The organism is Pseudomonas sp. ML2-2023-3 (assembly GCF_037055275.1).
Lineage (GTDB): Bacteria > Pseudomonadota > Gammaproteobacteria > Pseudomonadales > Pseudomonadaceae > Aquipseudomonas.
Genome location: NZ_CP146343.1, coordinates 649,285 through 671,502, shown reverse-complemented (window position 1 = coordinate 671,502; position 22,218 = coordinate 649,285). Strand labels below are relative to the sequence as shown.

The window sequence follows — 22,218 nt, the reverse complement described above, 5'->3', positions numbered from 1 at the left end:
TATTCAGAGGATCCAGCTATGAGTAGCGGACGTATCGTTCAAATCATCGGCGCCGTGATCGACGTGGAATTTCCACGCGAAAACGTACCGAGCATCTACAACGCGCTGAAAGTACAAAGCGCGGCCGGAACCACTCTGGAAGTTCAGCAACAGCTGGGCGACGGCGTGGTTCGTACCATTGCGATGGGTTCCACCGAGGGCTTGAAGCGCGGTCTGGAAGTCACCGACTCTGGCGCAGCCATTTCCGTTCCAGTCGGTAAAGCGACTCTGGGCCGGATCATGGACGTTCTGGGCAACCCGATCGACGAAGCTGGCCCGATTGACACCGAAGAGCGTTGGGGCATTCACCGCCCAGCACCGTCCTTCGCTGAGCAAGCTGGCGGCAACGACCTTCTGGAAACAGGCATCAAGGTTATCGACCTGATCTGCCCGTTTGCTAAAGGCGGTAAGGTTGGTCTGTTCGGTGGTGCCGGTGTAGGCAAAACCGTAAACATGATGGAACTGATCCGTAACATCGCCATGGAACACAGCGGTTACTCTGTGTTTGCTGGTGTGGGCGAGCGTACCCGTGAGGGTAACGACTTCTACCACGAGATGAAGGATTCCAGCGTACTGGACAAAGTGGCACTGGTTTACGGTCAGATGAACGAGCCGCCGGGTAACCGTCTGCGCGTAGCACTGACTGGCCTGACCATGGCCGAGAAGTTCCGTGACGAAGGTAACGACGTACTGTTGTTCGTTGACAACATCTACCGTTACACCTTGGCCGGTACTGAAGTATCCGCACTGCTGGGCCGTATGCCTTCGGCAGTAGGTTACCAGCCGACTCTGGCTGAAGAGATGGGTACTCTGCAAGAGCGCATCACTTCGACCAAGAACGGTTCGATCACTTCGATCCAAGCGGTATACGTACCTGCGGATGACTTGACTGACCCGTCGCCTGCGACCACGTTTGCCCACTTGGACGCTACCGTCGTTCTGTCCCGTGACATCGCTTCCCTGGGTATCTACCCAGCAGTAGATCCACTGGATTCGACTTCGCGCCAGCTGGATCCGAACGTTATCGGCCAGGAACACTACGACACCGCTCGCGGCGTTCAGTACGTGTTGCAGCGTTACAAAGAACTGAAGGACATCATTGCGATCCTGGGTATGGACGAGCTGTCGGAAACCGACAAGCAGTTGGTATCCCGCGCTCGTAAGATCCAGCGTTTCTTGTCTCAGCCGTTCTTCGTGGCAGAGGTCTTCACTGGCGCTTCGGGTAAATACGTTTCCCTGAAAGACACCATTGCTGGCTTCAAAGGCATCCTCAACGGTGACTACGACCACCTGCCAGAACAAGCGTTCTACATGGTCGGCGGCATCGAAGAAGCGATCGAGAAAGCCAAGAAACTGTAATTCCGGCGCCCGGCAACGGGCGCTAATCAGGTTGAGGCAATCAGATGGCTAATATGATGACAGTCCATTGCGATATCGTCAGTGCGGAAGGAGAAATCTTTTCCGGTCAGGTCGAGATGGTGATTGCGCACGGCAGCCTGGGTGATCTTGGTATCGCTCTGGGTCATGCTCCGCTGATCACTGAACTCAAGCCAGGTCCGATCCGCCTGATCAAATTGGGTGGTGAAGCCGAGGTGTTTTACATCTCCGGTGGTTACCTCGAGGTTCAGCCGAACATGGTCAAGGTTCTTGCCGACACCGTGCAACGTGCTGCCGACCTGGATGAAGCCTCCGCTCAGGAAGCCGTCAAGGCTGCCGAGAAGGCCCTGAACGAAAGAGGCGCAGAATTCGATTACGGATCTGCTGCTGCACGACTGGCCGAGGCTGCAGCTCAGCTGCGCACCGTTCAGCAAATCCGCAAAAAGTTTGGCGGCTAAGCCTCCTGCTTCATTGTGTGATTGATTAAAAAGGGTAGCCTCGGCTACCCTTTTTCTTTTTCCGCGAAATACTTTTTGGTCGCAACCGCTGACCACCCAGGATTGGTAGCCAGTCATGTCTCTCGATATCGTTATTCTCGCTGCAGGTCAGGGAACCCGCATGCGTTCATCCTTGCCAAAGGTTCTGCATCCCGTGGCAGGCAACTCCATGCTCGGCCATGTTATCCACAGCGCTCGCCAGCTCAAGCCGACCGGCATCCACGTCGTTATCGGGCACGGTGCCGAACTGGTCCGCGAGCGTTTGGCAGCTGATGATCTGAACTTTGTGCTGCAAGACAAGCAATTGGGGACTGGCCATGCCGTGGCCCAGGCATTGCCATTTTTGACAGCTCAAAATGTGCTGATCCTTTATGGGGATGTGCCGCTGATCGAAGTTGAGACCTTGCAGCGTTTGCTTAAGCAAGTCGGCCCTGAGCAATTGGGTCTGCTGACTGTGAACCTGGCCGATCCGACCGGTTATGGCCGGATCGTGCGTGACGCCAACGGCAACGTCAGTGCCATCGTTGAGCATAAGGATGCGACCGAAGCCGAACGTGCCATCAGTGAAGGCAACACCGGGATTTTGGCGTTGCCGACCCAGCACCTGGGTGACTGGATGAGCCGCCTTTCGAACAATAACGTCCAGGGCGAGTATTACCTGACCGACGTGATTGCGATGGCAGTGAATGATGGTCTGGTCGTGGCTACCGAACATGCACACGACCCGATGGAAGTGCAGGGCGCCAATGATCGCAAGCAACTCAGTGAGCTGGAGCGTCATTACCAGTTACGCGAAGCCCGACGCTTGATGGCATTGGGTGTGACCTTGCGCGACCCGTCCCGTTTCGATGTGCGCGGTGAAGTGACGGTGGGCCGTGACGTGCTGATCGATATCAACGTGATTCTGGAAGGCCGTGTGGTCATCGAAGATGACGTGGTGATTGGCCCCAATTGCGTGATCAAAGACAGCACCTTGCGCAAAGGCGTGGTAGTTAAAGCCAACAGCCATATCGACGGCGCCGTGATGGGTGAAAACAGCGATGCCGGCCCATTCGCTCGTTTGCGCCCGGGTAGCGTGCTGGATGCCCGTGCCCATGTGGGTAACTTTGTCGAATTGAAAAATGCCCACCTGGGTGAAGATGCCAAGTGCGGCCATCTGACTTACCTGGGGGATGCTGAGGTCGGGCCACGCACCAACATTGGCGCGGGCACGATCACCTGTAACTACGATGGCGCCAACAAGTGGAAAACCGTGTTGGGGGCCGATGTGTTTATCGGTTCGAACAACTCTCTGGTAGCGCCTGTGGATATCTCCAACGGTGCAACCACCGCAGCGGGCTCAACCATCAGCCAGGATGTTGCCCCTGAGCAACTGGCAGTCGGTCGTGCGCGCCAGCGAAATATTGACGGCTGGAAGCGTCCGGTTAAGCAGCCAAAGGCTTGATGTCAACTTATCCACAGATCGGCTTGGCGATCTGTGGATATCAACAAGTCATCCTATAACTGTTTAAAATCAATAAGTTACCTAAAGCCTTATCTACAGCCTGTGGATAAGGCTTTATTTTTATCCGCTTTGAATAACGATAGGTCCCATTAATACAGGGCGACATTGAGTTATTCACAGAAAAAGCCTGCAACATTTTCTTGACGGGGATTTCGAGATAAGGTTTCATTGCTTTCGTTATCTTTCGAAACGAAACTTAAGCCGTTATGTCCAAACGCAATACACCACAACGCAGACACAACATCCTGGCCATGCTTGCAGAGCAAGGCGAAGTCAGTGTGGATGAGCTGGCCAAGCGCTTCGAAACCTCCGAGGTTACGATCCGCAAGGATTTGGCTGCACTCGAAAGTAACGGTCTGCTTTTACGTCGTTACGGTGGTGCTATCACCATGCCGCAAGAACTGGTCAGTGATGTTCCCCAACCGGTTTCACTTTATAAGCAAGCCATTGCCCGCGCGGCGGTTGGCCTGATTAAAGAGCATGCGCGCATCATCATCGACAGCGGCAGCACCACGGCTGCGATGATTCCACAATTGGGCCTGCAGCCGGGCCTGGTGGTGATGACCAACTCCCTGCACGTCGCCAATGCACTCAGTGAACTTGAACACGAGCCTGTGTTGCTGATGACCGGGGGCACCTGGGATCCGCACTCTGAATCCTTTCAGGGGCAGGTTGCCGAACAGGTGTTGCGATCCTACGACTTCGATCAACTATTCATCGGTGCTGACGGCATAGACCTGCAGCGCGGCACGACAACTTTTAACGAGTTGTTGGGTCTGAGCCGGGTCATGGCTGACGTCGCGCGAGAAGTGATCGTAATGGTCGAGTCGGACAAGATTGGTCGCAAGATACCCAACCTGGAACTGCCCTGGAGCAGCGTCCACACCCTTATTACCGATGATCGCCTGCCGCTGGAGGCACGCGAACAGATTCAGGCCCGGGGCATAACACTGTTATGCGCGGCCCTAAGCTAGGAGAATTTTATGTGCGGAATTGTAGGCGCAGTCGCTGAACGCAACATCACGGCCATTTTGCTTGAAGGCCTGAAACGACTTGAATACCGTGGCTACGACAGTGCAGGTGTTGCTGTTTTCACCAACAACGGCACCCTGGAACGCATGCGCCGCAACGGTAAAGTTGCTGAGCTTGAGCAAGCGCTGGCCGGTGAACCACTGGCAGGGCGACTGGGCATCGCTCACACCCGTTGGGCAACTCACGGCGCGCCTTGCGAGCGTAACGCTCACCCGCATTTCTCCGGTTCCGATCTGGCTGTGGTTCATAACGGTATCATCGAAAACCATGAAGCCTTGCGCGAGCAACTTAAAGGCCTGGGTTACGTTTTTACTTCGGACACTGATACTGAAGTCATTGCCCACCTGCTTGAGCACAAACTCAAAGACCACAACGACCTGACTGCTGCCCTCAAAGCCACTGTTAAAGAGTTGCACGGTGCGTACGGTCTGGCCGTGATCAGCGCCAAACAACCGGATCGTCTGGTTGCTGCCCGCAGCGGTAGCCCGCTGGTGATCGGCCTGGGTCTGGGTGAAAACTTCCTGGCTTCCGACCAATTGGCATTGCGCCAGGTAACTGACCGCTTCATGTACCTGGAAGAAGGCGATATCGCTGAAATCCATCGTGACAGCGTTCAGATCTGGGATATAGATGGCCACAGCGTTCAGCGTGAAACCGTGCAGTACAGCGATGGCGCTGAAGCGGCTGACAAGGGTGAATACCGCCACTACATGCTCAAGGAAATCCACGAGCAGCCAGCAGTGGTGCAGCGCACCCTGGAAAACCGCTTGGGTCTGGACCATGTGCTGGTACAAGCCTTCGGTCCACAGGCCAAGGAATTGTTCGCCAAAGTACGCAATGTTCAGATCGTAGCCTGTGGCACCAGCTACCACGCCGGGATGGTGGCTCGTTACTGGCTTGAAAGCCTGGCCGGTATTCCTTGCCAAGTCGAAGTGGCGAGCGAATTCCGTTATCGCAAAGTCGTGGTGCAGCCAGATACCTTGTTTGTTTCGATCTCTCAGTCGGGCGAAACCGCAGACACCCTGGCCGCTCTGCGTAATGCAAAAGAACTGGGCTTCCTTGGCAGCCTGGCGATTTGCAACGTAGGTATCAGCTCGCTGGTGCGTGAGTCTGATCTGACGCTGCTGACCCAAGCAGGTCGTGAAATTGGCGTGGCTTCCACGAAAGCCTTTACCACCCAGCTTGTAGGCCTGTTGCTGTTGACGCTGTCACTAGGTCAAGTGCGCGGCACCCTGGAAGCGGGCGTTGAAGCTCAGCTGGTTGAAGAATTGCGTCGTTTGCCGACACGTTTGGGCGAAGCCCTGGCGATGGACTCGGTTGTCGAAAAAGTGGCTGAATTGTTCGCCGACAAACACCACACCCTGTTCCTGGGTCGTGGCGCTCAGTTCCCGGTGGCAATGGAAGGTGCACTCAAGCTCAAGGAAATTTCGTACATCCATGCTGAAGCGTATCCAGCGGGCGAGTTGAAGCACGGCCCTCTGGCGCTTGTGGATAACGACATGCCGGTAGTGACTGTTGCACCGAACAATGAATTGTTGGAAAAACTGAAATCCAACCTTCAAGAAGTTCGTGCCCGTGGTGGTGAGCTGATCGTGTTTGCAGATGAACAGGCAGGCATGACCAATGGCGAAGGCACCCATGTGATCAACATGCCGCATATCCATGATGTGCTGGCACCGATCCTCTACACCATCCCGCTGCAATTGCTGTCGTACTACGTGGCCGTGCTTAAAGGCACGGACGTCGACCAGCCACGTAACCTGGCTAAATCCGTGACTGTGGAATAAGTGGCAGTACGATAACAGGCAGTGTTTTAGAAAACTAAAACTGTCGCAGGAGCCGGCCAGGTCTGTCCTACCGCCTCCTGCTTTCGTATCTGGCTCCGCTCTTACCCTTGACCATCCAACGGGCCGTTCAGGCACGGAATGCGAGGCCCCGTCCGGGATCCTCGCGCTGATAGACGCACACTGAGCCTACGGCTCAATTACAGGTGGAAGTGGCCTGCAGCCTCCGGCTGGTAAAGCACTTTCCTGATCTCAATCCGGCGGGTCCGATCAGAAATTCGCCAGTCGATAGTATCCCCCTCCTGATAGCCCAGAATGGCGGCGCCGATGTCGGAATACACGGAATGCTTTCCTGCGTTGCTGTCCGCATCTTCAGGGTAGACCAAGGCCACTTCGATCTCTTCGTCGTCCAGTTGCAGCAAGGCCCTGGAGTTCATCGTGACGACATTGCACGCCACCTGTTGCGGCTTGACGACAATGGCACGCTCAAGCTCATGTTCGAGTTCAACAACGACCGGGCCTTGCTCGAGCGCGATCAGACTCTCCAGCCTGGCCTTGTCGATTTCGGTGATGTAGATCCTGGTGGAGTCGCCAACGGCACCTTCTCGCAAGAGCTTGAGATAGCGCCCCGCCGTCATGGAAAATGACTTCAATGTCGGCGATTCGCTCTCAAGCACAAAGCCGCTGCGTAGAAAGGCTTTCAGCGAGCGCGCGTTGTCCGGGTGGATCTTGGCGATGAGCTTCTTGGCCCGCATGTCGAGGAAGGCCAGTTTCATGCCTTCGCGGATCGTGCGGGCGCCAAGGTTCCGGCCCCATTTGTCGCTGTCTCCGATGACCAGAACGATCTCGCAATTTGAGCCGGTTTTGATTAGACGGACAAAACCCACTGGGGCGTCATGCCTGTCAAAGGCCATGAAGAACCGGCCACCCTGGTTGAATAGATGGGTCAGGATCGGCAATTGAGTCCGATCAATGGCTTGCTCAATGGAGCGGGAGACATGACGTGAATCGCTCAGATAGCAGGTAACGCGTTCATCCTCCAACCAATCCATCAACGTCAGCGCGTGTGCACGAGTAATTTCAGGGCACAGCGAAATGAAAGGCTTGTTCATCTTGACCACACTTATTTGTAAAGAATGGAAGCCCTTCATGGCAGGGTCATGACGGTTCTTCGGCAACCGGCTATTTTAAGACATAACGCGACTAATGCCGAATAGCCTGGAATTTTCGAGGAAACCACCGTTTTTTCCCCTTTATCCGACCGTACGTGGATGTCGTGTCATTAGCAGCTGCAACAGTTTTAATGCTCTAAATTCTGTAGCAACAACTCGACCCGCGCTGCGGGTCGAGTTGTTTTCGGGCTGTGGATAAGAGGGATATGAGCTATACAGATCAGTCACTTCTATCGCAAGGTGGTGTGCGGCCTTGAACTGAAAAGGAATATTCGATGTTTAAACAATTTTTTAAACCTGCCCGTACCGGCGCAGTTTTTTTACTGTCTTGCCTGGCTGCCTCTATTGCCTGTGCCACTGAAAAAACCACTTACCCGGATGCTGCCGCCAGCGACCCGGCGAAAATGGGCTGGATGGTCGGCGCGCCGCCACCGCCTGATCGCATTGTGCGGTTTGCCGATGGCAGTTATTTCCAGTTTCCGGCCATGCGCTGGAGTGTTTCCAACTTTCGCCAATTGATGCCCACCACCAATGTTTCACGTGGTCTGGGCGCACCGGTACCGCTGGCTCAAGCCTTGCGCACGGATATCGACGGGTTGACCTTTGTGCCACTGGGCAGCAAGCAACCGATGACCTGGGAGCAATCTCTGGCGGCGAACTACACCGACGGCATTGTTGTATTGCATCGCGGAAAAATAATTTATGAGCGCTACTTTGGCGTCCTGAACCCCGAAGGTCAGCACGGCGCAATGTCGATGACCAAATCGGTGGTTGGCACCATGGGTGCCATGCTGGTGGCTGACGGCACGCTGGATGCCAATAAAAAAATTGCAGAGTATGTGCCGGAGCTGGCCAAGTCGGCTTTTGGCAACGCCACCTTGCGTCAGGTGCTGGACATGACCACGGGGCTCAAATACAGCGAGGATTATGCCGACCCCAATGCTGAAGTCTGGAAGCATGCCCAGGCCGGTAACCCGCTGCCCAAACCCAAGGGCTACACCGGCCCGCAAACCTATATGGAATATTTGCAGACAGTTGAGCCAGAAGGTGAGCACGGCCAGGCATTCGCCTATAAAACAGTTAACACCGATGTACTGGGCTGGGTGATTGCACGGGTGACAGGGCGCAACGTTGCACAGTTACTCTCCGAAAAAATCTGGCAACGCATTGGCGCAGAACAGGCTGCTTATTTTACCGTCGACTCAATCGGCACTCCGTTCGCAGGCGGCGGCTTGAATACCGGGCTGCGGGACATGGCCCGATTTGGCGAGATGATCCGTAATAACGGACAGTACCTTGGGCAGCAAATCGTGCCCAAAACGGTTATCGATGATATTCGTGGTGGTGGCGACAAAGCGGCTTTTGCCAAGGCCGGTTATGACCTTCTCAAAGGCAGCAGCTATCGTGACATGTGGTGGGTAACGCATAACGCCGATGGTGCCTTTATGGCTCGCGGTGTTTATGGGCAGCGCACCTACATCGACCCGAAAGCCGAGATGGTGATTGTGCGCTATGCCTCCAACCCGATTGCCAGCAACTCGGCGAATGATCCGGTGACCATTCCGGCGTTCGAGGCCCTGGCCAAGCAACTGATCGCTCACCCGGAGTGATTACACCCTAAAGCGGCACTAGCGGGTTGCGCACGATCTGTGTGCACCTCTGGTCCACGAAACTGACAGTGTTCGTTATTCGTCTAACCTATAGTTTTGAGATCTGAACTGAAGGAGGAACACAGATGCTCGCGCAACTTCCGCCGGCCTTACAGAAACTTCAACTTCCATTACGGCTAAGGCTGTGGGACGGGCATGAGTTCAATTTTGGCCCGAGCCCCAGCGTCACGATTGTGGTCAAGGACCCGACCCTGGTGGCTCAGTTTACTCATCCCAGTCTGGACCTTTTGGGCAGCGCTTTTGTTGAGGGTCGACTTGAACTTGAAGGCTCGATCAGCGAAGCCATTCGTGTGTGCGATGAGTTGAGTCAGGCATTGCTGGACGATGATGAAGACACCACGCCACCTCGCGTGCATCACGACAAGGCCACAGATGCCGAGTCCATTTCCTATCACTATGACCTGTCCAACGACTTCTATCAGTTGTGGCTCGACCGCGACATGGCCTACTCCTGTGGATATTTTGAAACCGGAGAAGAGAGCCTGGATGAGGCACAGCAAGCCAAGTTTCGTTTGCTGTGCCGCAAGCTGCGACTCAAACCCGGTGAATATTTATTGGATGTTGGTTGTGGCTGGGGTGGGCTGGCGCGTTTTGCCGCGAAGGAATACGGGATCAAGGTGTTCGGGATCACCCTGAGCAAAGAGCAACTCACACTTGCTCGCGAGCGGGTCAACGCCGAAGGCCTGCAAGACAAGGTTGATCTGCAACTGCTGGACTATCGTGACCTGCCTCAAGATGGGCGGTTCGATAAAATCGTCAGCGTCGGGATGTTCGAGCACGTGGGGCACGCCAACCTGCGTGAGTATTGCGAGATCCTGTCCAGGGCTGTGCGTGAGGGCGGGTTGGTGATGAATCACGGGATTACCTCCAAGCACACCGATGGTCGTCAGGTAGGCCGGGGGGCGGGTGATTTTATCGATCGTTATGTATTCCCCAACGGGGAGTTGCCGCATCTGTCGATGATGACTGCCGAAATCAGCGAAGCAGGACTGGAAGTGGTAGATGTCGAAAGTTTGCGTCTGCATTACGCGCGCACGCTGGAGCATTGGAGCCAGCGACTGGAGCACAGCCTTGAGGCTGCCGCCAGGCAGGTGCCGGAACAGGCCCTGCGAATTTGGCGGCTGTATCTGGCGGGGTGTGCTTACGCCTTTGCTCATGGATGGATCAACATTGATCAAATTTTAGCGACCAAGCCCCATGCGGATGGTTCGCTGGAGCTGCCACCAACCCGTGCGGACATTTATCGCTGAGTGTGGTTTTCCCAGGTGATGGGCATCGGGTCTTGTACCGGGTTGTTGTCCAGAACGTAGCGACCATCCTGGAGGCCAATATTTTGATCTACCTGTGCCAAAGCTTTCTGCTCGAAAGTCAGTGACCCTTTTTTGAATACAAGATCGTGGCGGGCAACGTTGCCGCCCCAGTCAGGAGAAGGAAGGGAGATGTAGCTGATACGGTATTGGTCGTCAGTGAAGTCCCCTTCAACCACATACACGCCGTAGTGGTTTTCGCCCGGGGAAATAATTTTGTAGAGACCGTTGTCGTAGTAATAAAGCACGGCTTCTTCAAAAGGTTTTTCGCTGTACATCTTCTTGTAGTGCAGTCGGTGGATATACGTAGGCTGACCGATTTGCACATTGATAAATGGTGGCGCGGGTGCCGGAGCAGGTGTTTTGGCTTGAGCTGAAGCTAATGTACTGATGCTGAAGAGCAAACCCAGGAGCGAGAATTTCATTGTTTTTATTCCTTATGCTGAACGGCCCGGGTTATCCGGGCCGCTCAGTTTATGGAATCTTGTATGACTCTTTTGACTGCACCGCGTAATTCAGACCCTTCCTACAGCCTATAAAACAGGTGAAACCAGCCGGGCCACCCGCATGCCCAACTGCTGTAAACGGTGGGTTGCCTTGATATCCGCTTCGGTGATTTCACGGGCCAGGGCGAAGTCATCGAGCAGCATATGTTCAACCTGTCTGGCGAACGCTTCGTCGACGGTAAGCAACATCACTTCAAAGTTGAGACGGAACGATCGGTTGTCCATATTGGCGCTGCCAATGGCGCTGATTTCGTCGTCGACCAATACCACTTTTTGATGCAAAAACCCCGGTTGATAACGGAAGATCCGCACGCCTGCGCGTACTGCTTCAAAGGCATACAGACTGGACGCGGCATACACAATCTTGTGGTCCGGGCGGGACGGTATCAGGATTCGAACATCCACACCGCGCAGTACGGCCAGCCTTAAAGCGGAGAACACTGCCTCATCGGGAACAAAGTAGGGGGTCGTAATCCACACCCTGCGGTTGGCGGCATGGATGGCTTCAACAAAAAACAGCGAGCAGGTTTCATACGGGTCTGCTGGACCGCTGGCCAGAAACTGGCAGAGCACGCCGCCGTCCGGATAACTCTGGGGCAGGAGCAGGGGGGGCAGTTTGCGTGTGGCCCAGAACCAGTCTTCAGCAAAGGACTCCTGCAGGCAGGCCACCACAGGGCCGGTGACTTCGACGTGGGTATCGCGCCACGGAGACAGCGGCGGTTTGGCGCCCAGGTATTCATCCCCAACGTTGTGCCCCCCAACAAAGCCCCGCACGCCGTCTACCACTACCACTTTTCGGTGGTTACGAAAGTTCACCTGGAAGCGACTGATCCATCCGCCATGTGTGGCAAACGCATAAGTTTGAACACCGCCTGCGCGCAAGGTCTCGGCGTAAATACTGGGCAGTGCATGGCTGCCGATGCTGTCATAGAGCAGATGCACTGCGACCCCTTGTGCGGCTTTTTCCAGGAGCAATGCATGCAGCTTCATGCCGAGGTCATCGTCGTGAACGATAAAAAACTGGACCAGCACGACTTCTTTTGCTGCACGGATGGCGTCGAAAATAGCGTCGAAAGTAGCGGTGCCATTGATCAGCAATCGTACGGTGTTGTTTGCCAGGCAAGGCATGCGCCCTAACCGGGGCATCGCTCGCAGTGATGCATAGGCATTTGAGTTGCGTGCTGCGAGGGCTTCTTCTACCCATGGCCGCCAGCTCAGGTGAGTAATGGCTTCTCGCATCTCCTGATTGGCATCGCGCCGGGCCCGAATGTAATCGTCAAATGTGCTGCGGCCAAAGATCAGGTACGGGATCAGTGTGATGTAAGGAATGAAGAATAATGACATGGCCCAGGCGATCGAGCCTTGCGCCGTCCTGACGGTTAAAACCGCATGTACGGCAGCAATCAAGCCTAAGCTGTGGATTAATAGAATCAGATAACCAAATATGTGCGGGCCTAGATAATCCATGCGTATCCTTGCTCCTCAATGTTCAATGCCAATTACTGACAGACCACGTTCTGTAGTGAATGTCCCCATTTGGGTGCGTTGCAACACTCGCCCTTTTTTGACGTCTAACGCTGACAATAGCGTAGGAGTTACTTGATGAATGTTCGTCTGCTTGGGTTGTTCATGGCCTGTGGTTTGTCGATCCCGGTGGCTCAGGCCCAAATGCTGCAACCGGGGCTTTGGGAACTGAGCTCCAGCAATATGCAGGTAGACGGCCAACAATTACCTGAACTGCAGGTAATGTTAGGCCAATTGCAAAATATGCTGACCCCGGAACAAAAAGCCCAATTGGAAAGCCAAGGGCTGACCATGGCAGGCAAAGGTGTTCGGGTCTGCCTCACCCCTGATCAAGTGAAAACAGATGACATCCCGCTGACTGATCCCAAGTCAGGATGTAACCAGCAGATCACTGAGCGTAGTGGAAATAAGTGGAAGTTTCGCTTTAGTTGTCCAAAAGCTCAGGGCGCAGGTGTGGCAACTTTTGCCAGTGATCGTGAATTCACCACCCAGGTTAATGGCACCTTTAACGCGACCGGGATTCAGCAGAAGGGCAGCATGGACACCCGTGCTGTCTGGTTGGGGCAAAACTGTGGAACAGTCAAACCCCGCACTTGATTAGAACTCGTTTTGCAGCGCCTTGTAGCCGCGTACCAGATCGACATTGGTGCGCGCTACATCCTCTGAAAACTCCGATGCGCTGACACTGACCGGGGCAAACTGGCTCAGGTCAGTGTTTGGCCCGATACGCGTTGTGGAGGGTACGTAGAATTTATCCGGCAGGTCGCGGCCATCGACGACCGAGTTATGCCGCACCACACACCCGTCCCCGAGTTCGCAATTGAACAGCACACTGTTGAATCCGATAAACACTCGATCACCAATACGGCAGGGTCCGTGAACGATGGACCGGTGCGCAATCGAGGTGTTTTCACCAATAGTGACTGCAGCCCCGGACTTCGAGTGAATCACCACACCGTCCTGGATATTGGAATTGGCTCCGATAGTAATCGGGAGCATGCCACCCTCACTGTCTATTTCATCGGCGCGTATCACGGCATATGGCCCGACAAATACATTCTCGCCAATCACTACCTTGCCGCAAATAATCGCGGTTCTATCAACGTAGGCTGACTCGGCGATCTTCGGCAGATCACCGGACGGATTTTTACGGATCATAGTGGTCTCCAGTTCCAGCAGCTTTGGGCTACCGCGTCATGGCTGTGCAAACTTTCAGCGTGTACCACTTTGAGGTTGAAGCCTTTCACTCCCGGTACAACCTTTAACGCGACATTCAGTCGGCGTACCGCATCCTCACAGAACATCAGGTTTTGACCGTTGGCTAATGCGAAGGCTTGCTCATCTGCTCGCTTGACTGCGGTTTGTACGGCGGTACCCAATGCTCCCTCTGCTTCATCGATAAGCAGGTTGATCGGAAACTGCTGCACCTCAGTGCTGAGGCGAGTCTGCAAGTAGGCGGTGCTTCGTTGGCTATGGGGCGTTGCAACAATGCCCTGAGAACTACCAAGCCAGGTTAAAACTTCGGCGTGCTGCAGTGGCTTGTTCGCGAAGTCATTGACGAATTGTTGCTGGATTAACTGACGGGCCAAGGCAGCTGAGCATGGGCAAGTCGATGAGTAATCCACCTCGATTTTTAGTTCCACGTGGAACATTCCGTTTTTCAGAGACGCATCGATACTCACCGGATAGCTCTTCCAGCCACTCAGTGGGCTTACTAAAGCGGGACGTTTTAGCAGCACGTGGGTGTGAATTCGTAGGTAGGCACAGATCGATAAATCGTCATGACTGTCTAGAAATTGCTGCAAAACTTTTTTAAAAACGAGAGGGTTCAGGTCCTGCGACTCGAGCACTTCTAGCGCTAGATAAAGTCGTGACATATGAATCCCGCGGGCTTCACCGTCATCCAGACTTACACCTGCATCAGCTGTTGCTGCGAGCCGCTGGCCGTCAATCAAGACTGGCAGCGCAATACCGCACATTCCAACCCATTCAAGTGGGATAGCTTGTCGAGCGTTTTGTGACGCTATGTCGGGAAGGGTTAGGGCATTCATAAAAGGCTTCCATCGAGGGAGTTGGCGTTTTGTTACTTAATAACAATTCTAATGCTTTGTATTGTTATAATGTATCATTATCGGCGATCAAAAATGATCGAGCCAACAAGCGGGCGCTTTGACCTGCCTATCCTGATGAGGAGCTCCCATGCCTAAACGTCTGCCGGTGACAGTGCTGTCCGGATTTCTCGGAGCGGGAAAAAGCACTCTGCTCAATTACATTTTGCGTAACCGCGACAACTTGCGTGTAGCGGTGATCGTTAACGACATGAGCGAAATAAATATTGATGGCGGTGCAGTTCAGCGTGACGTGACCTTGAATCGTGCTGAAGAAAAACTGGTCGAAATGAGCAATGGCTGCATCTGCTGCACCCTGCGTGAAGATTTGCTGGAGGAGGTCAGTGCATTGGCGAAGGACGGTCGATTTGATTATTTATTAATCGAATCAACGGGTATTTCAGAACCTCTTCCCGTGGCAGAAACCTTCACTTTTCGCGATGACGCAGGGCAGAGCCTGGCAGATAGTGCCCGTCTGGATACTATGGTCACGGTGGTGGATGGCCTTAATTTCTTGCAGGATTATCAAGCGGCAGAGAGCCTGGATTCGCGAGGAGAAATCCTTGATGAATCCGACGAACGGTCAATAACCGATTTGTTGATTGAGCAAGTCGAGTTCGCGGACGTCATCTTGATCAGCAAAATTGACCTCATCAGCAGTGCCGACCGACAAGAATTAATGGCCATTTTGCAGCGTCTGAATACACATGCAGAAATAATCCCCATGGTCATGGGGGAAGTCCCGCTAAATAAAATTCTCGATACCGGGCGTTTTGATTTTGAGCGTGCGGCCCAAGCACCTGGCTGGTTGCAAGAGCTGCGCGGTGAGCATGTACCTGAAACCGAAGAATACGGCATCGCCTCCAGCGCCTATCGCGCTCGCCGTCCGTTTCATCCCGAACGTTTTTTTAATTTCATCGAGCGTCCCTGGACCAACGGCAAATTGCTGCGTTCCAAAGGCTTTTTCTGGCTGGCCAGTAAATATCAGGAGGCGGGCAGTTGGTCCCAGGCAGGCGGCTTGATGCGCTATGGGTTTGCCGGGCGCTGGTGGCGTTTTGTGCCGAGCGACCAATGGCCACAAGATCCGGAAACCAGGGCGGAAATTCTTCAAAAATGGCAGCCAGACACCGCAGATTGCCGTCAGGAATTGGTGTTTATAGGTCAGCACATCGACTTTTCACTTCTCGCCCATGAGCTTGATGCCTGTTTGCTCAGCGATGCCGAAATGGAATTGGGTGAAGCAAGCTGGAAACGACTGAACGATCCCTTTGGTGATTGGTATGAAGAGGTAGCCGCATGAAGAATGCATTTACCTTTATCGCTCAGCCGTTGATCGATCAGGTTCGTGGGCAAACGCCTGAAATCATGACGCGGATTCTGGATGAAGACGTCAACTTGGCTATCTGGCAGCGTCAGTTACCTGTGCATATCGTCGATTTCGGGGCTTTATTACTCGCGTTAGACGAGCCATTGGCTGACGCCATCGTGATAGATATGCCCAACGAAAAGGCTCAGCCCAATTTGGCTGGCTTGGCCGCCAGGTTTAATGATCTGGAGGGCTATGCAGGCTTCATTGCCGACGTTTCCTGGCTGGTGAGCGCCTATGCGTGCCTGTTGGGCGCAAAACGCGTTGGGCTGCGTCTCAGGGCGCTGGATAAGGCCATGTGCCCACGGTTTCATGTGGACCACGTACCTGTGCGACTCATTACCACTTATGCGGGAGTGGGTAGCCAATGGCTGGAAGAAGGGGTGATGGAGCGTTCTCAGTTGGGCCAGCCGCAGGCCGAGCCAACCCGTGGCTCGTTGATTCAGCAGGTGAATGCCGGTGAGGTGGCCTTGCTCAAGGGAGAAAAGTGGCAAGGCAATGAGGGGGCGGGCTTGATCCATCGTTCTCCGGCTCTGGAGCCGGGCGAGCGTCGATTGATTTTGACCCTCGATTGGCTGGCCTGAGGCATATTGCTGCTTTGATCAACATAGAAGCTGGCGATCATGCTGCAAAACATACCCACCCACGTGATTGCCGGGCCACTTGGCGCCGGCAAAACCAGTCTGATTCAGCACCTGATGACGCACAAGCCCGCCCATGAGCGCTGGGCAGTATTGGTGAATGAATTCGGTCAAATAGGTCTGGATGCGGCTCTGATGAGTCAGGGGAACGATGCAATTGCGATTGCCGAAGTGGCTGGCGGTTGTGTGTGCTGCGTCAATGGCGCTCCTTTCCAGATTGGTTTGAGCCGTCTTTTACGCAAGGCCCGCCCCGACCGATTATTGATTGAGCCCTCAGGCTTGGGCCATCCCGCACAGATTTTAAAGCAGCTGAGTGAGGCACCCTGGCGTGGTGTTCTGGCCCTGCAGCCGTGCGTCGTGGTGCTTGATGCGCAAGCCTTGGCCCAGGGCAAACCCTTGCCTGAAGCCCAGCAAGAAGCCTTGAAAAGTGCCGGTTTAGTGGTCATGAATAAATCTAATAGTGTCCCGAATGAGCAACGTGAGCAGATTGCATACAGCCTGCCAAAGTGCCCGATTGTATGGGTCGAATATGGCCGGATCCCTTTAAATACGCTGCCTGCAGCCGACATGAATATCTCTCATGCTGTGGATAACTCGTTGATTTGTAAGGAATTTAATCAAATAGGCAGCGTGTTTTCAGACCCATGTACACCTATTGTGATGACTCAGCTTCAGCCTCAGGCCTGGAGTGTGGGTTGGCGTTGGCATGCCTCAAGGCAATTTGACTTGGGGTTGCTGCGCCAGTGGCTGGAAAGCCTCAATTGGCGCCGTGCGAAGGTGGTTATTCATGGCCCGGAAGGCTGGTTTTCAAGTAATTCTGTGGATAACTCAGTCGCAGCGTGGGTGCCGAGTGAGTGGCGTACGGATTCACGCCTCGAATTAATCTTTGATCAGCCGCAAGACCTGGATGTGCTTCGCTCGGGGCTGGAAAACTGCCTGCACGAGGACGTTTTTTAGGGGGGGCGGGCATGGGGCGCGAGCAAGAAAACAGGGCGTTTTACTTGATTCTGTGCTGGTAAAATTGTCCTACAATATTAAGTGTGCCCATTGATTTACACCGGCCAAAAACCAAGAGAAGTGTCTATCTCAATGGTTTTAGCCTGTTATGCGGGGAAGTTATCCACAGGTACGTTGCAGAAAGGTGCGAGAAGGGCTCAGTGGCGGGTCTTGCTGTGTTCCTGGCGCCATTGGCTGAGTTCAATCACTTGAGCGCTGGGAATTTCGCTGGGCTCAGGCTCGGTCTGGAAGGGATAGGGCGGCAGTTCGATTTTTGCGCTATGGGCACCGAACTGGGTGATGGTCCCGGTATGGCGTTGATCTCCCGTAACCGTGAACTCGAAGTTATACACACGGGCCAGGCGTTTGTTGCCATTGGCATCGGGGATCAGGCCGATTTTTTTGAGTGCCACGTTTTCATCCAGCAACTCGATATCGAGATTTTTGCAGTGCTGTTTGACGCGTTCCAGCGCCCGCTCGCGCAAACCGTGGTTGTGCCACAGCCAGGCTGCGCCAGTGGCCAGCAGCATCAGCACAAACATATTTCCTAGGGTCAGCATTACATGTGCTCCAACAGATTGTGCTCAGCTTAACTGCGTCTTCAACCTGTCGTACAGGCCGCGTTTCGTCGCATACTGCGTGGCTTGAATCCACCCGTAGTCTGGAATCCGGCATGAAACGTACACCTCATTTACTCGCCATCCAATCCCACGTGGTTTTCGGCCATGCCGGCAACAGCGCAGCCGTTTTTCCTATGCAGCGCGTGGGGGTGAATGTCTGGCCTCTGAACACGGTGCAGTTCTCCAACCACACTCAGTATGGTCAGTGGACAGGCGAAGTGTTGGCTCCCGAGCAAATTCCTTCGCTTGTTGACGGAATTGCCGCCATCGGTGAGCTGGGCAACTGTGATGCGGTCTTGTCCGGTTACCTGGGCAGTGCGGCTCAGGGGCGGGCAATCTTGAGTGGCGTGGCGCGTATCAAGGCCGTAAACCCCCATGCGTTGTATCTGTGCGACCCGGTAATGGGTCACCCGGAGAAAGGCTGCATCGTCCCCCAGGAAGTGAGTGATTTCCTGCTCGAAGAAGCGGCCGCGATGGCCGACTTTTTGTGTCCCAATCAGCTGGAGCTGGACAGTTTTTGCGGTCGCCATCCGCAATCGTTGTTCGACTGCCTGGCGATGGCCCGCAGCTTGCTGGCCCGCGGCCCGAAAGCGGTGCTGGTCAAGCATTTGTCTTATCCAGGCAAGCCGGCAGAAAGTTTCGAGATGCTGCTGGTAACAGCAGAAGGGAACTGGCACTTGCGCCGTCCACTGTTGGCTTTCCCGCGTCAGCCTGTGGGTGTGGGCGATCTGACTTCAGGCCTGTTTTTAGCGCGGGTATTGCTGGGCGACAGCCTGGTGGCCGCTTTTGAGTTCACCGCTGCGGCGGTGCACGAGGTGCTGCTGGAAACCCAGGCCTGCACCAGCTACGAATTGCAGTTGATCCGGGCCCAGGACCGCATTGCTCATCCGCGTGTGCGGTTTGAAGCCGTGCCGATCAGTTTGTAAGCAAACTTGAAAACCTTGTGGGAGCAAGCTTGCTCCCACAGGTCATTTACACCGTCTCGTCTTTCAGCTCGCGATAACGCTGCTCCAGTTCCTGACGGATCTGGCGACGTTGCTTGCCCTGAATAAAACGACGCTTGTCTTCACTGTTCAACGGCTGCAGCGGCGGAACAGCGGCCGGTTTACGGTCGTCGTCCACGGCGACCATCGTGAAGAAACAGCTATTGGTGTGGCGCACCGAGCGTTCACGGATATTTTCGGTGACGACCTTGATGCCGACTTCCATTGAGGTGTTGCCGGTGTAGTTGACCGATGCCAGGAAAGTCACCAGCTCACCGACATGAATCGGTTCGCGAAAAATAACCTGATCCACCGACAAGGTGACTACATAACGCCCCGCATAGCGGCTGGCGCAGGCGTAAGCGACTTCATCCAGGTACTTGAGCAGGGTTCCGCCGTGAACATTGCCAGAAAAATTGGCCATGTCCGGGGTCATCAGGACCGTCATCGACAGTTGGGCGTTTCCGGGTTCCATAGCAGCAGGCTCGTGGTTGTGTTGCAGCAGTGAAATGGGTATCTCTGTGGATACTTGTCGATTTTTGAAACAGTAATTAACGGGACGTTGCCGTTTTGACTGCCGTCACGCTTATATCCATCTGTTTCCATATATTGCACCGCCTTTATGCTGGAAGTCGCGGTGTTAACCTGCAAAAGCCCGTTAGTCGGGTAATTCCTACATTTAGAACGGTCGATACGCACAGCCAGTCAGGCGGCGTCTGTCGTCTTGTTGCCTGTTGAAAATTAAACAAGGAGCGCCACGCCATGCATGCCATCAGTTTTATCCAGGATCTGGCAGTCATCATGCTGGTCGCAGGTGTGGTGACGATTCTTTTCCACAGGTTCAAGCAACCCGTGGTGCTGGGCTATATCGTTGCGGGTTTTATCATTGGCCCGCACACCCCGCCGTTTGGCCTGATCCACGATGAAGAAACGATCAAAACCCTGGCCGAGCTGGGGGTTATTTTTTTGATGTTCTGCCTGGGACTGGAGTTCAGCCTGCGCAAGTTGTTCAAGGTCGGGGCCACAGCCTTTATCGCAGCGTTTATGGAAATTACGCTGATGATCTGGATCGGCTACGAAATTGGCCGCTGGTTTGATTGGAACACGATGGATTCGCTGTTTTTAGGCGCGATTCTGGCCATTTCATCGACCACCATCATCGTCAAAGCCCTTAATGACCTGAAAATGAAGAACGAGCGCTTCGCACAGCTGATTTTTGGCGTGCTGATCGTTGAAGATATTTTAGGCATCGGGATTATTGCGCTGCTGTCGAGCATCGCTGTCAGCGGCAGTGTCAGCCCCGAGGAAGTTTTTTCGACAGTCGGTAAATTGTCGTTGTTCATGATTGTGGCGCTGGTCATCGGCATCTTGCTGGTGCCGCGTGTGCTGGCGTATGTGGCCAGATTCGAAAGCAATGAAATGCTGCTGATCACCGTGTTGGGGCTGTGTTTTGGCTTCTGCCTGCTGGTGGTCAAACTGGAATACAGCATGGTGCTCGGGGCCTTTTTGATCGGGGCGATCATGGCCGAATCCCGTCAGTTACTGAAAATCGAGCGCCTGATCGAACCGGTACGTGATTTGTTCAGCGCGATTTTCTTTGTCGCCATCGGACTGATGCTCGACCCGGCGATCCTGCTGGAATACGCGGTGCCCATCGTGGTGATCACCATTGCGGTGGTGCTGGGCAAAATGCTGTCCTGCGGGCTAGGGGCATTTATCGCAGGTAATGACGGACGCACATCGCTGCGGGTTGGGATGGGACTTTCTCAGATTGGGGAGTTTTCTTTCATCATCGCGGCGCTAGGTATGACATTACAGGTCACCAGTAGCTTCCTGTACCCCGTAGCGGTTGCTGTATCCGTACTGACGACCTTGATGACGCCTTATCTGATTCGCGCCGCAGACCCGCTCTCGCTCAAGCTGGCACAGGTGGTACCTGGTCGTGTGTCACGGGTGTTCGGGCTCTATGGCGAGTGGCTGCGCAGTATTCAGCCGCAGGGAGAAGGGGCACTGTTGGCTGCGATGATCCGGAAAATCCTGATGCAGGTTGGGGTCAACCTGGCCCTGGTCATCGCTATTTTCTTCGCGGGTGGTTACTTCGCCCCCCGGATTGGCCGTTACTTGCAGGGCTGGATTCTGGAGCCGAGCTGGCAAAAAGGGATTATCTGGGGCGTGGCCTTGTTGCTGTCGCTGCCGTTTTTGATCGCGGCGTATCGCAAGCTCAAGGCGTTGTCGATGCTCCTGGCCGAGATGGGCGTCAAACCGGAGATGGCCGGGCGTCACACGCAGCGCGTGCGTCGGGTGATCTCGGAAGTGATCCCGATTCTGTCGTTACTGGTGATTTTTCTGCTGTTGTCGGCATTGTCGGCGAGCATCTTGCCCACCAATGAATTGCTGATCGTGATTGCAGTAGTGGCAGCGGGAGTGGCTGCGCTGTTGTGGCGCTGGTTCATCCGGATCCATACCCGCATGCAGGTTGCACTGCTGGAGACGCTGGATAACCACAAGGAAGGGGAGCACTGACAGCCCGCTGACCAATGGCTGGAAAGCGGGCATCAAGCAGGTATCAGCTTTCCAGCCAGACGTCGCGCGCCCAGTGCCAGACCGATTCCCATGTTTCTTCGGTAACGAGCTCTTCTTCGCCGGACCACAGCACCACGGTGCCGTCTTCTTCTACGCAGTAGTAGTCGTCGCCGTCCTGGCAAATAGGGATCAAGCTGCGGTCAACGCCGGCATCCCAAGCGTTGGCTGCCACTTCCGGCAGGTAGGTGTGTGATTGTGGGTCGGTCACGGTGACCGGCTCCAGGCTGCCATACACCACGTCACTGACGGTCAGCAGAAACTCTCTGAAGACAAACGGAATATCAATGAACAGCTGTTCTTCGATTTCCACCAACTGGTCTTCTTCAGGCAGTTCCAGAGGAACTGGTACAGGCTCGTTTTTTTCGCGTAGCTCTTCAATGATCTCTTCCACGACCTCATCCTCATGCTCTATGGCGCGGTTTATATGACGCGCTTTATACAGTAGCTCGTTATAAGTGCAATCGTGAAATGCAAAGCCCCGGACAAGTCCGGGGCTTTGATTAACACAT

General features: G+C 54.4%; 21 protein-coding genes. 13 read left to right on the top strand and 8 right to left on the bottom strand.

Annotated elements, in window-relative coordinates:
* Nucleotides 1-18 precede the first annotated feature (18 nt).
* The 5 genes from atpD to glmS all read left to right on the top strand — a co-directional run bounded on the left by atpD (nt 19) and on the right by glmS (nt 6,236).
* Nucleotides 19-1,398, top strand: a complete 1,380-nt coding sequence (atpD, locus tag V6P94_RS02985) for a F0F1 ATP synthase subunit beta (protein WP_016782877.1) — start codon at nt 19-21, stop codon at nt 1,396-1,398.
* 56 nt (nt 1,399-1,454) lie between these two features.
* Nucleotides 1,455-1,874: a F0F1 ATP synthase subunit epsilon gene (locus tag V6P94_RS02980; protein WP_133075339.1), complete on the top strand. Its 420-nt coding sequence runs from the start codon at nt 1,455-1,457 to the stop codon at nt 1,872-1,874.
* A 115-nt stretch (nt 1,875-1,989) separates the two neighbouring features.
* Nucleotides 1,990-3,357, top strand: coding sequence for a bifunctional UDP-N-acetylglucosamine diphosphorylase/glucosamine-1-phosphate N-acetyltransferase GlmU (gene glmU, locus V6P94_RS02975; protein WP_133074936.1), 1,368 nt, complete (start codon nt 1,990-1,992; stop codon nt 3,355-3,357).
* Between the two features lie 266 nt (nt 3,358-3,623).
* Nucleotides 3,624-4,391 (top strand): DeoR/GlpR family DNA-binding transcription regulator, encoded by a 768-nt coding sequence (locus V6P94_RS02970; RefSeq protein WP_019828670.1) that lies wholly within the window; start codon nt 3,624-3,626, stop codon nt 4,389-4,391.
* Nucleotides 4,392-4,400: 9 nt separating this feature from the next.
* Complete coding sequence (gene glmS / locus V6P94_RS02965) at nt 4,401-6,236, top strand: glutamine--fructose-6-phosphate transaminase (isomerizing) (RefSeq protein ID WP_133074935.1); 1,836 nt, start codon at nt 4,401-4,403, stop codon at nt 6,234-6,236.
* A gap of 197 nt (nt 6,237-6,433) precedes the next feature.
* Here glmS and V6P94_RS02960 read toward each other — a convergent pair whose 3' ends face one another.
* Nucleotides 6,434-7,384 carry a GNAT family N-acetyltransferase gene (locus tag V6P94_RS02960; RefSeq protein WP_326427635.1) on the bottom strand — a complete coding sequence of 317 codons (951 nt, stop codon included), beginning with the start codon at nt 7,382-7,384 and terminating at the stop codon, nt 6,434-6,436.
* A 296-nt stretch (nt 7,385-7,680) separates the two neighbouring features.
* Here V6P94_RS02960 and V6P94_RS02955 point away from each other — a divergent pair, with 296 nt between their 5' ends.
* Both V6P94_RS02955 and cfaB read left to right on the top strand, forming a co-directional pair.
* Nucleotides 7,681-9,015: a serine hydrolase gene (locus tag V6P94_RS02955; RefSeq protein ID WP_133074933.1), complete on the top strand. Its 1,335-nt coding sequence runs from the start codon at nt 7,681-7,683 to the stop codon at nt 9,013-9,015.
* 125 nt (nt 9,016-9,140) lie between these two features.
* Nucleotides 9,141-10,325: a C17 cyclopropane fatty acid synthase CfaB gene (cfaB, locus tag V6P94_RS02950; RefSeq protein WP_338649011.1), complete on the top strand. Its 1,185-nt coding sequence runs from the start codon at nt 9,141-9,143 to the stop codon at nt 10,323-10,325.
* Here the strand turns inward: cfaB and V6P94_RS02945 are convergent.
* Nucleotides 10,316-10,807: a hypothetical protein gene (locus V6P94_RS02945; protein WP_133074931.1), complete on the bottom strand. Its 492-nt coding sequence runs from the start codon at nt 10,805-10,807 to the stop codon at nt 10,316-10,318. The two genes, cfaB and V6P94_RS02945, sit on opposite strands and share 10 nt — an antisense overlap.
* A 108-nt stretch (nt 10,808-10,915) precedes the next feature.
* Nucleotides 10,916-12,355 (bottom strand): cardiolipin synthase, encoded by a 1,440-nt coding sequence (gene cls / locus V6P94_RS02940; RefSeq protein WP_133074930.1) that lies wholly within the window; start codon nt 12,353-12,355, stop codon nt 10,916-10,918.
* Between the two features lie 135 nt (nt 12,356-12,490).
* Between cls and V6P94_RS02935 the strand changes: the two genes are divergently transcribed.
* Nucleotides 12,491-13,009 (top strand): DUF3617 domain-containing protein, encoded by a 519-nt coding sequence (locus tag V6P94_RS02935; protein WP_133074929.1) that lies wholly within the window; start codon nt 12,491-12,493, stop codon nt 13,007-13,009.
* Here V6P94_RS02935 and V6P94_RS02930 read toward each other — a convergent pair whose 3' ends face one another.
* Both V6P94_RS02930 and folE2 read right to left on the bottom strand, forming a co-directional pair.
* The gene (locus tag V6P94_RS02930; protein WP_133074928.1) at nt 13,010-13,570 is read right to left on the bottom strand and encodes a DapH/DapD/GlmU-related protein; all 561 of its coding nucleotides are present in this window, start codon (nt 13,568-13,570) and stop codon (nt 13,010-13,012) included.
* The gene (folE2, locus tag V6P94_RS02925) at nt 13,567-14,463 is read right to left on the bottom strand and encodes a GTP cyclohydrolase FolE2 (RefSeq protein ID WP_133074927.1); all 897 of its coding nucleotides are present in this window, start codon (nt 14,461-14,463) and stop codon (nt 13,567-13,569) included. The genes V6P94_RS02930 and folE2 overlap by 4 nt, the downstream gene beginning before the upstream one ends.
* A gap of 148 nt (nt 14,464-14,611) precedes the next feature.
* On the opposite strand from folE2, the gene zigA reads away from it, so the two are divergent.
* The 3 genes from zigA to V6P94_RS02910 are packed head-to-tail and all read left to right on the top strand — an operon-like array spanning nt 14,612 to nt 17,484.
* Nucleotides 14,612-15,820 carry a zinc metallochaperone GTPase ZigA gene (gene zigA, locus V6P94_RS02920; protein WP_133074926.1) on the top strand — a complete coding sequence of 403 codons (1,209 nt, stop codon included), beginning with the start codon at nt 14,612-14,614 and terminating at the stop codon, nt 15,818-15,820.
* Nucleotides 15,817-16,470 carry a DUF1826 domain-containing protein gene (locus V6P94_RS02915; RefSeq protein ID WP_133074925.1) on the top strand — a complete coding sequence of 218 codons (654 nt, stop codon included), beginning with the start codon at nt 15,817-15,819 and terminating at the stop codon, nt 16,468-16,470. Before zigA ends, V6P94_RS02915 begins: the two co-directional genes overlap by 4 nt.
* Before the next feature lie 39 nt (nt 16,471-16,509).
* Nucleotides 16,510-17,484, top strand: a complete 975-nt coding sequence (locus V6P94_RS02910; RefSeq protein WP_133074924.1) for a GTP-binding protein — start codon at nt 16,510-16,512, stop codon at nt 17,482-17,484.
* A 197-nt stretch (nt 17,485-17,681) separates the two neighbouring features.
* Here the strand turns inward: V6P94_RS02910 and V6P94_RS02905 are convergent, their stop codons facing one another.
* Nucleotides 17,682-18,083 carry a DUF3301 domain-containing protein gene (locus tag V6P94_RS02905; RefSeq protein ID WP_019826913.1) on the bottom strand — a complete coding sequence of 134 codons (402 nt, stop codon included), beginning with the start codon at nt 18,081-18,083 and terminating at the stop codon, nt 17,682-17,684.
* A gap of 113 nt (nt 18,084-18,196) precedes the next feature.
* Here V6P94_RS02905 and pdxY point away from each other — a divergent pair, with 113 nt between their 5' ends.
* The gene (gene pdxY / locus V6P94_RS02900; protein ID WP_133074923.1) at nt 18,197-19,069 is read left to right on the top strand and encodes a pyridoxal kinase PdxY; all 873 of its coding nucleotides are present in this window, start codon (nt 18,197-18,199) and stop codon (nt 19,067-19,069) included.
* A gap of 46 nt (nt 19,070-19,115) precedes the next feature.
* Here the strand turns inward: pdxY and V6P94_RS02895 are convergent, their stop codons facing one another.
* On the bottom strand, nt 19,116-19,601 hold the full coding sequence (locus V6P94_RS02895) for an acyl-CoA thioesterase (protein WP_019826917.1): 486 nt from the start codon (nt 19,599-19,601) through the stop codon (nt 19,116-19,118).
* Between the two features lie 287 nt (nt 19,602-19,888).
* On the opposite strand from V6P94_RS02895, the gene V6P94_RS02890 reads away from it, so the two are divergent.
* Nucleotides 19,889-21,649: a cation:proton antiporter gene (locus tag V6P94_RS02890; RefSeq protein WP_219261967.1), complete on the top strand. Its 1,761-nt coding sequence runs from the start codon at nt 19,889-19,891 to the stop codon at nt 21,647-21,649.
* A gap of 43 nt (nt 21,650-21,692) precedes the next feature.
* On the opposite strand, the gene V6P94_RS02885 is transcribed toward V6P94_RS02890, so the two are convergent.
* Entirely contained in the window at nt 21,693-22,100 is a 408-nt protein-coding gene (locus V6P94_RS02885) for an SMI1/KNR4 family protein (RefSeq protein WP_016782918.1), read from the bottom strand.
* Between the last annotated feature and the right edge of the window lie 118 nt (nt 22,101-22,218).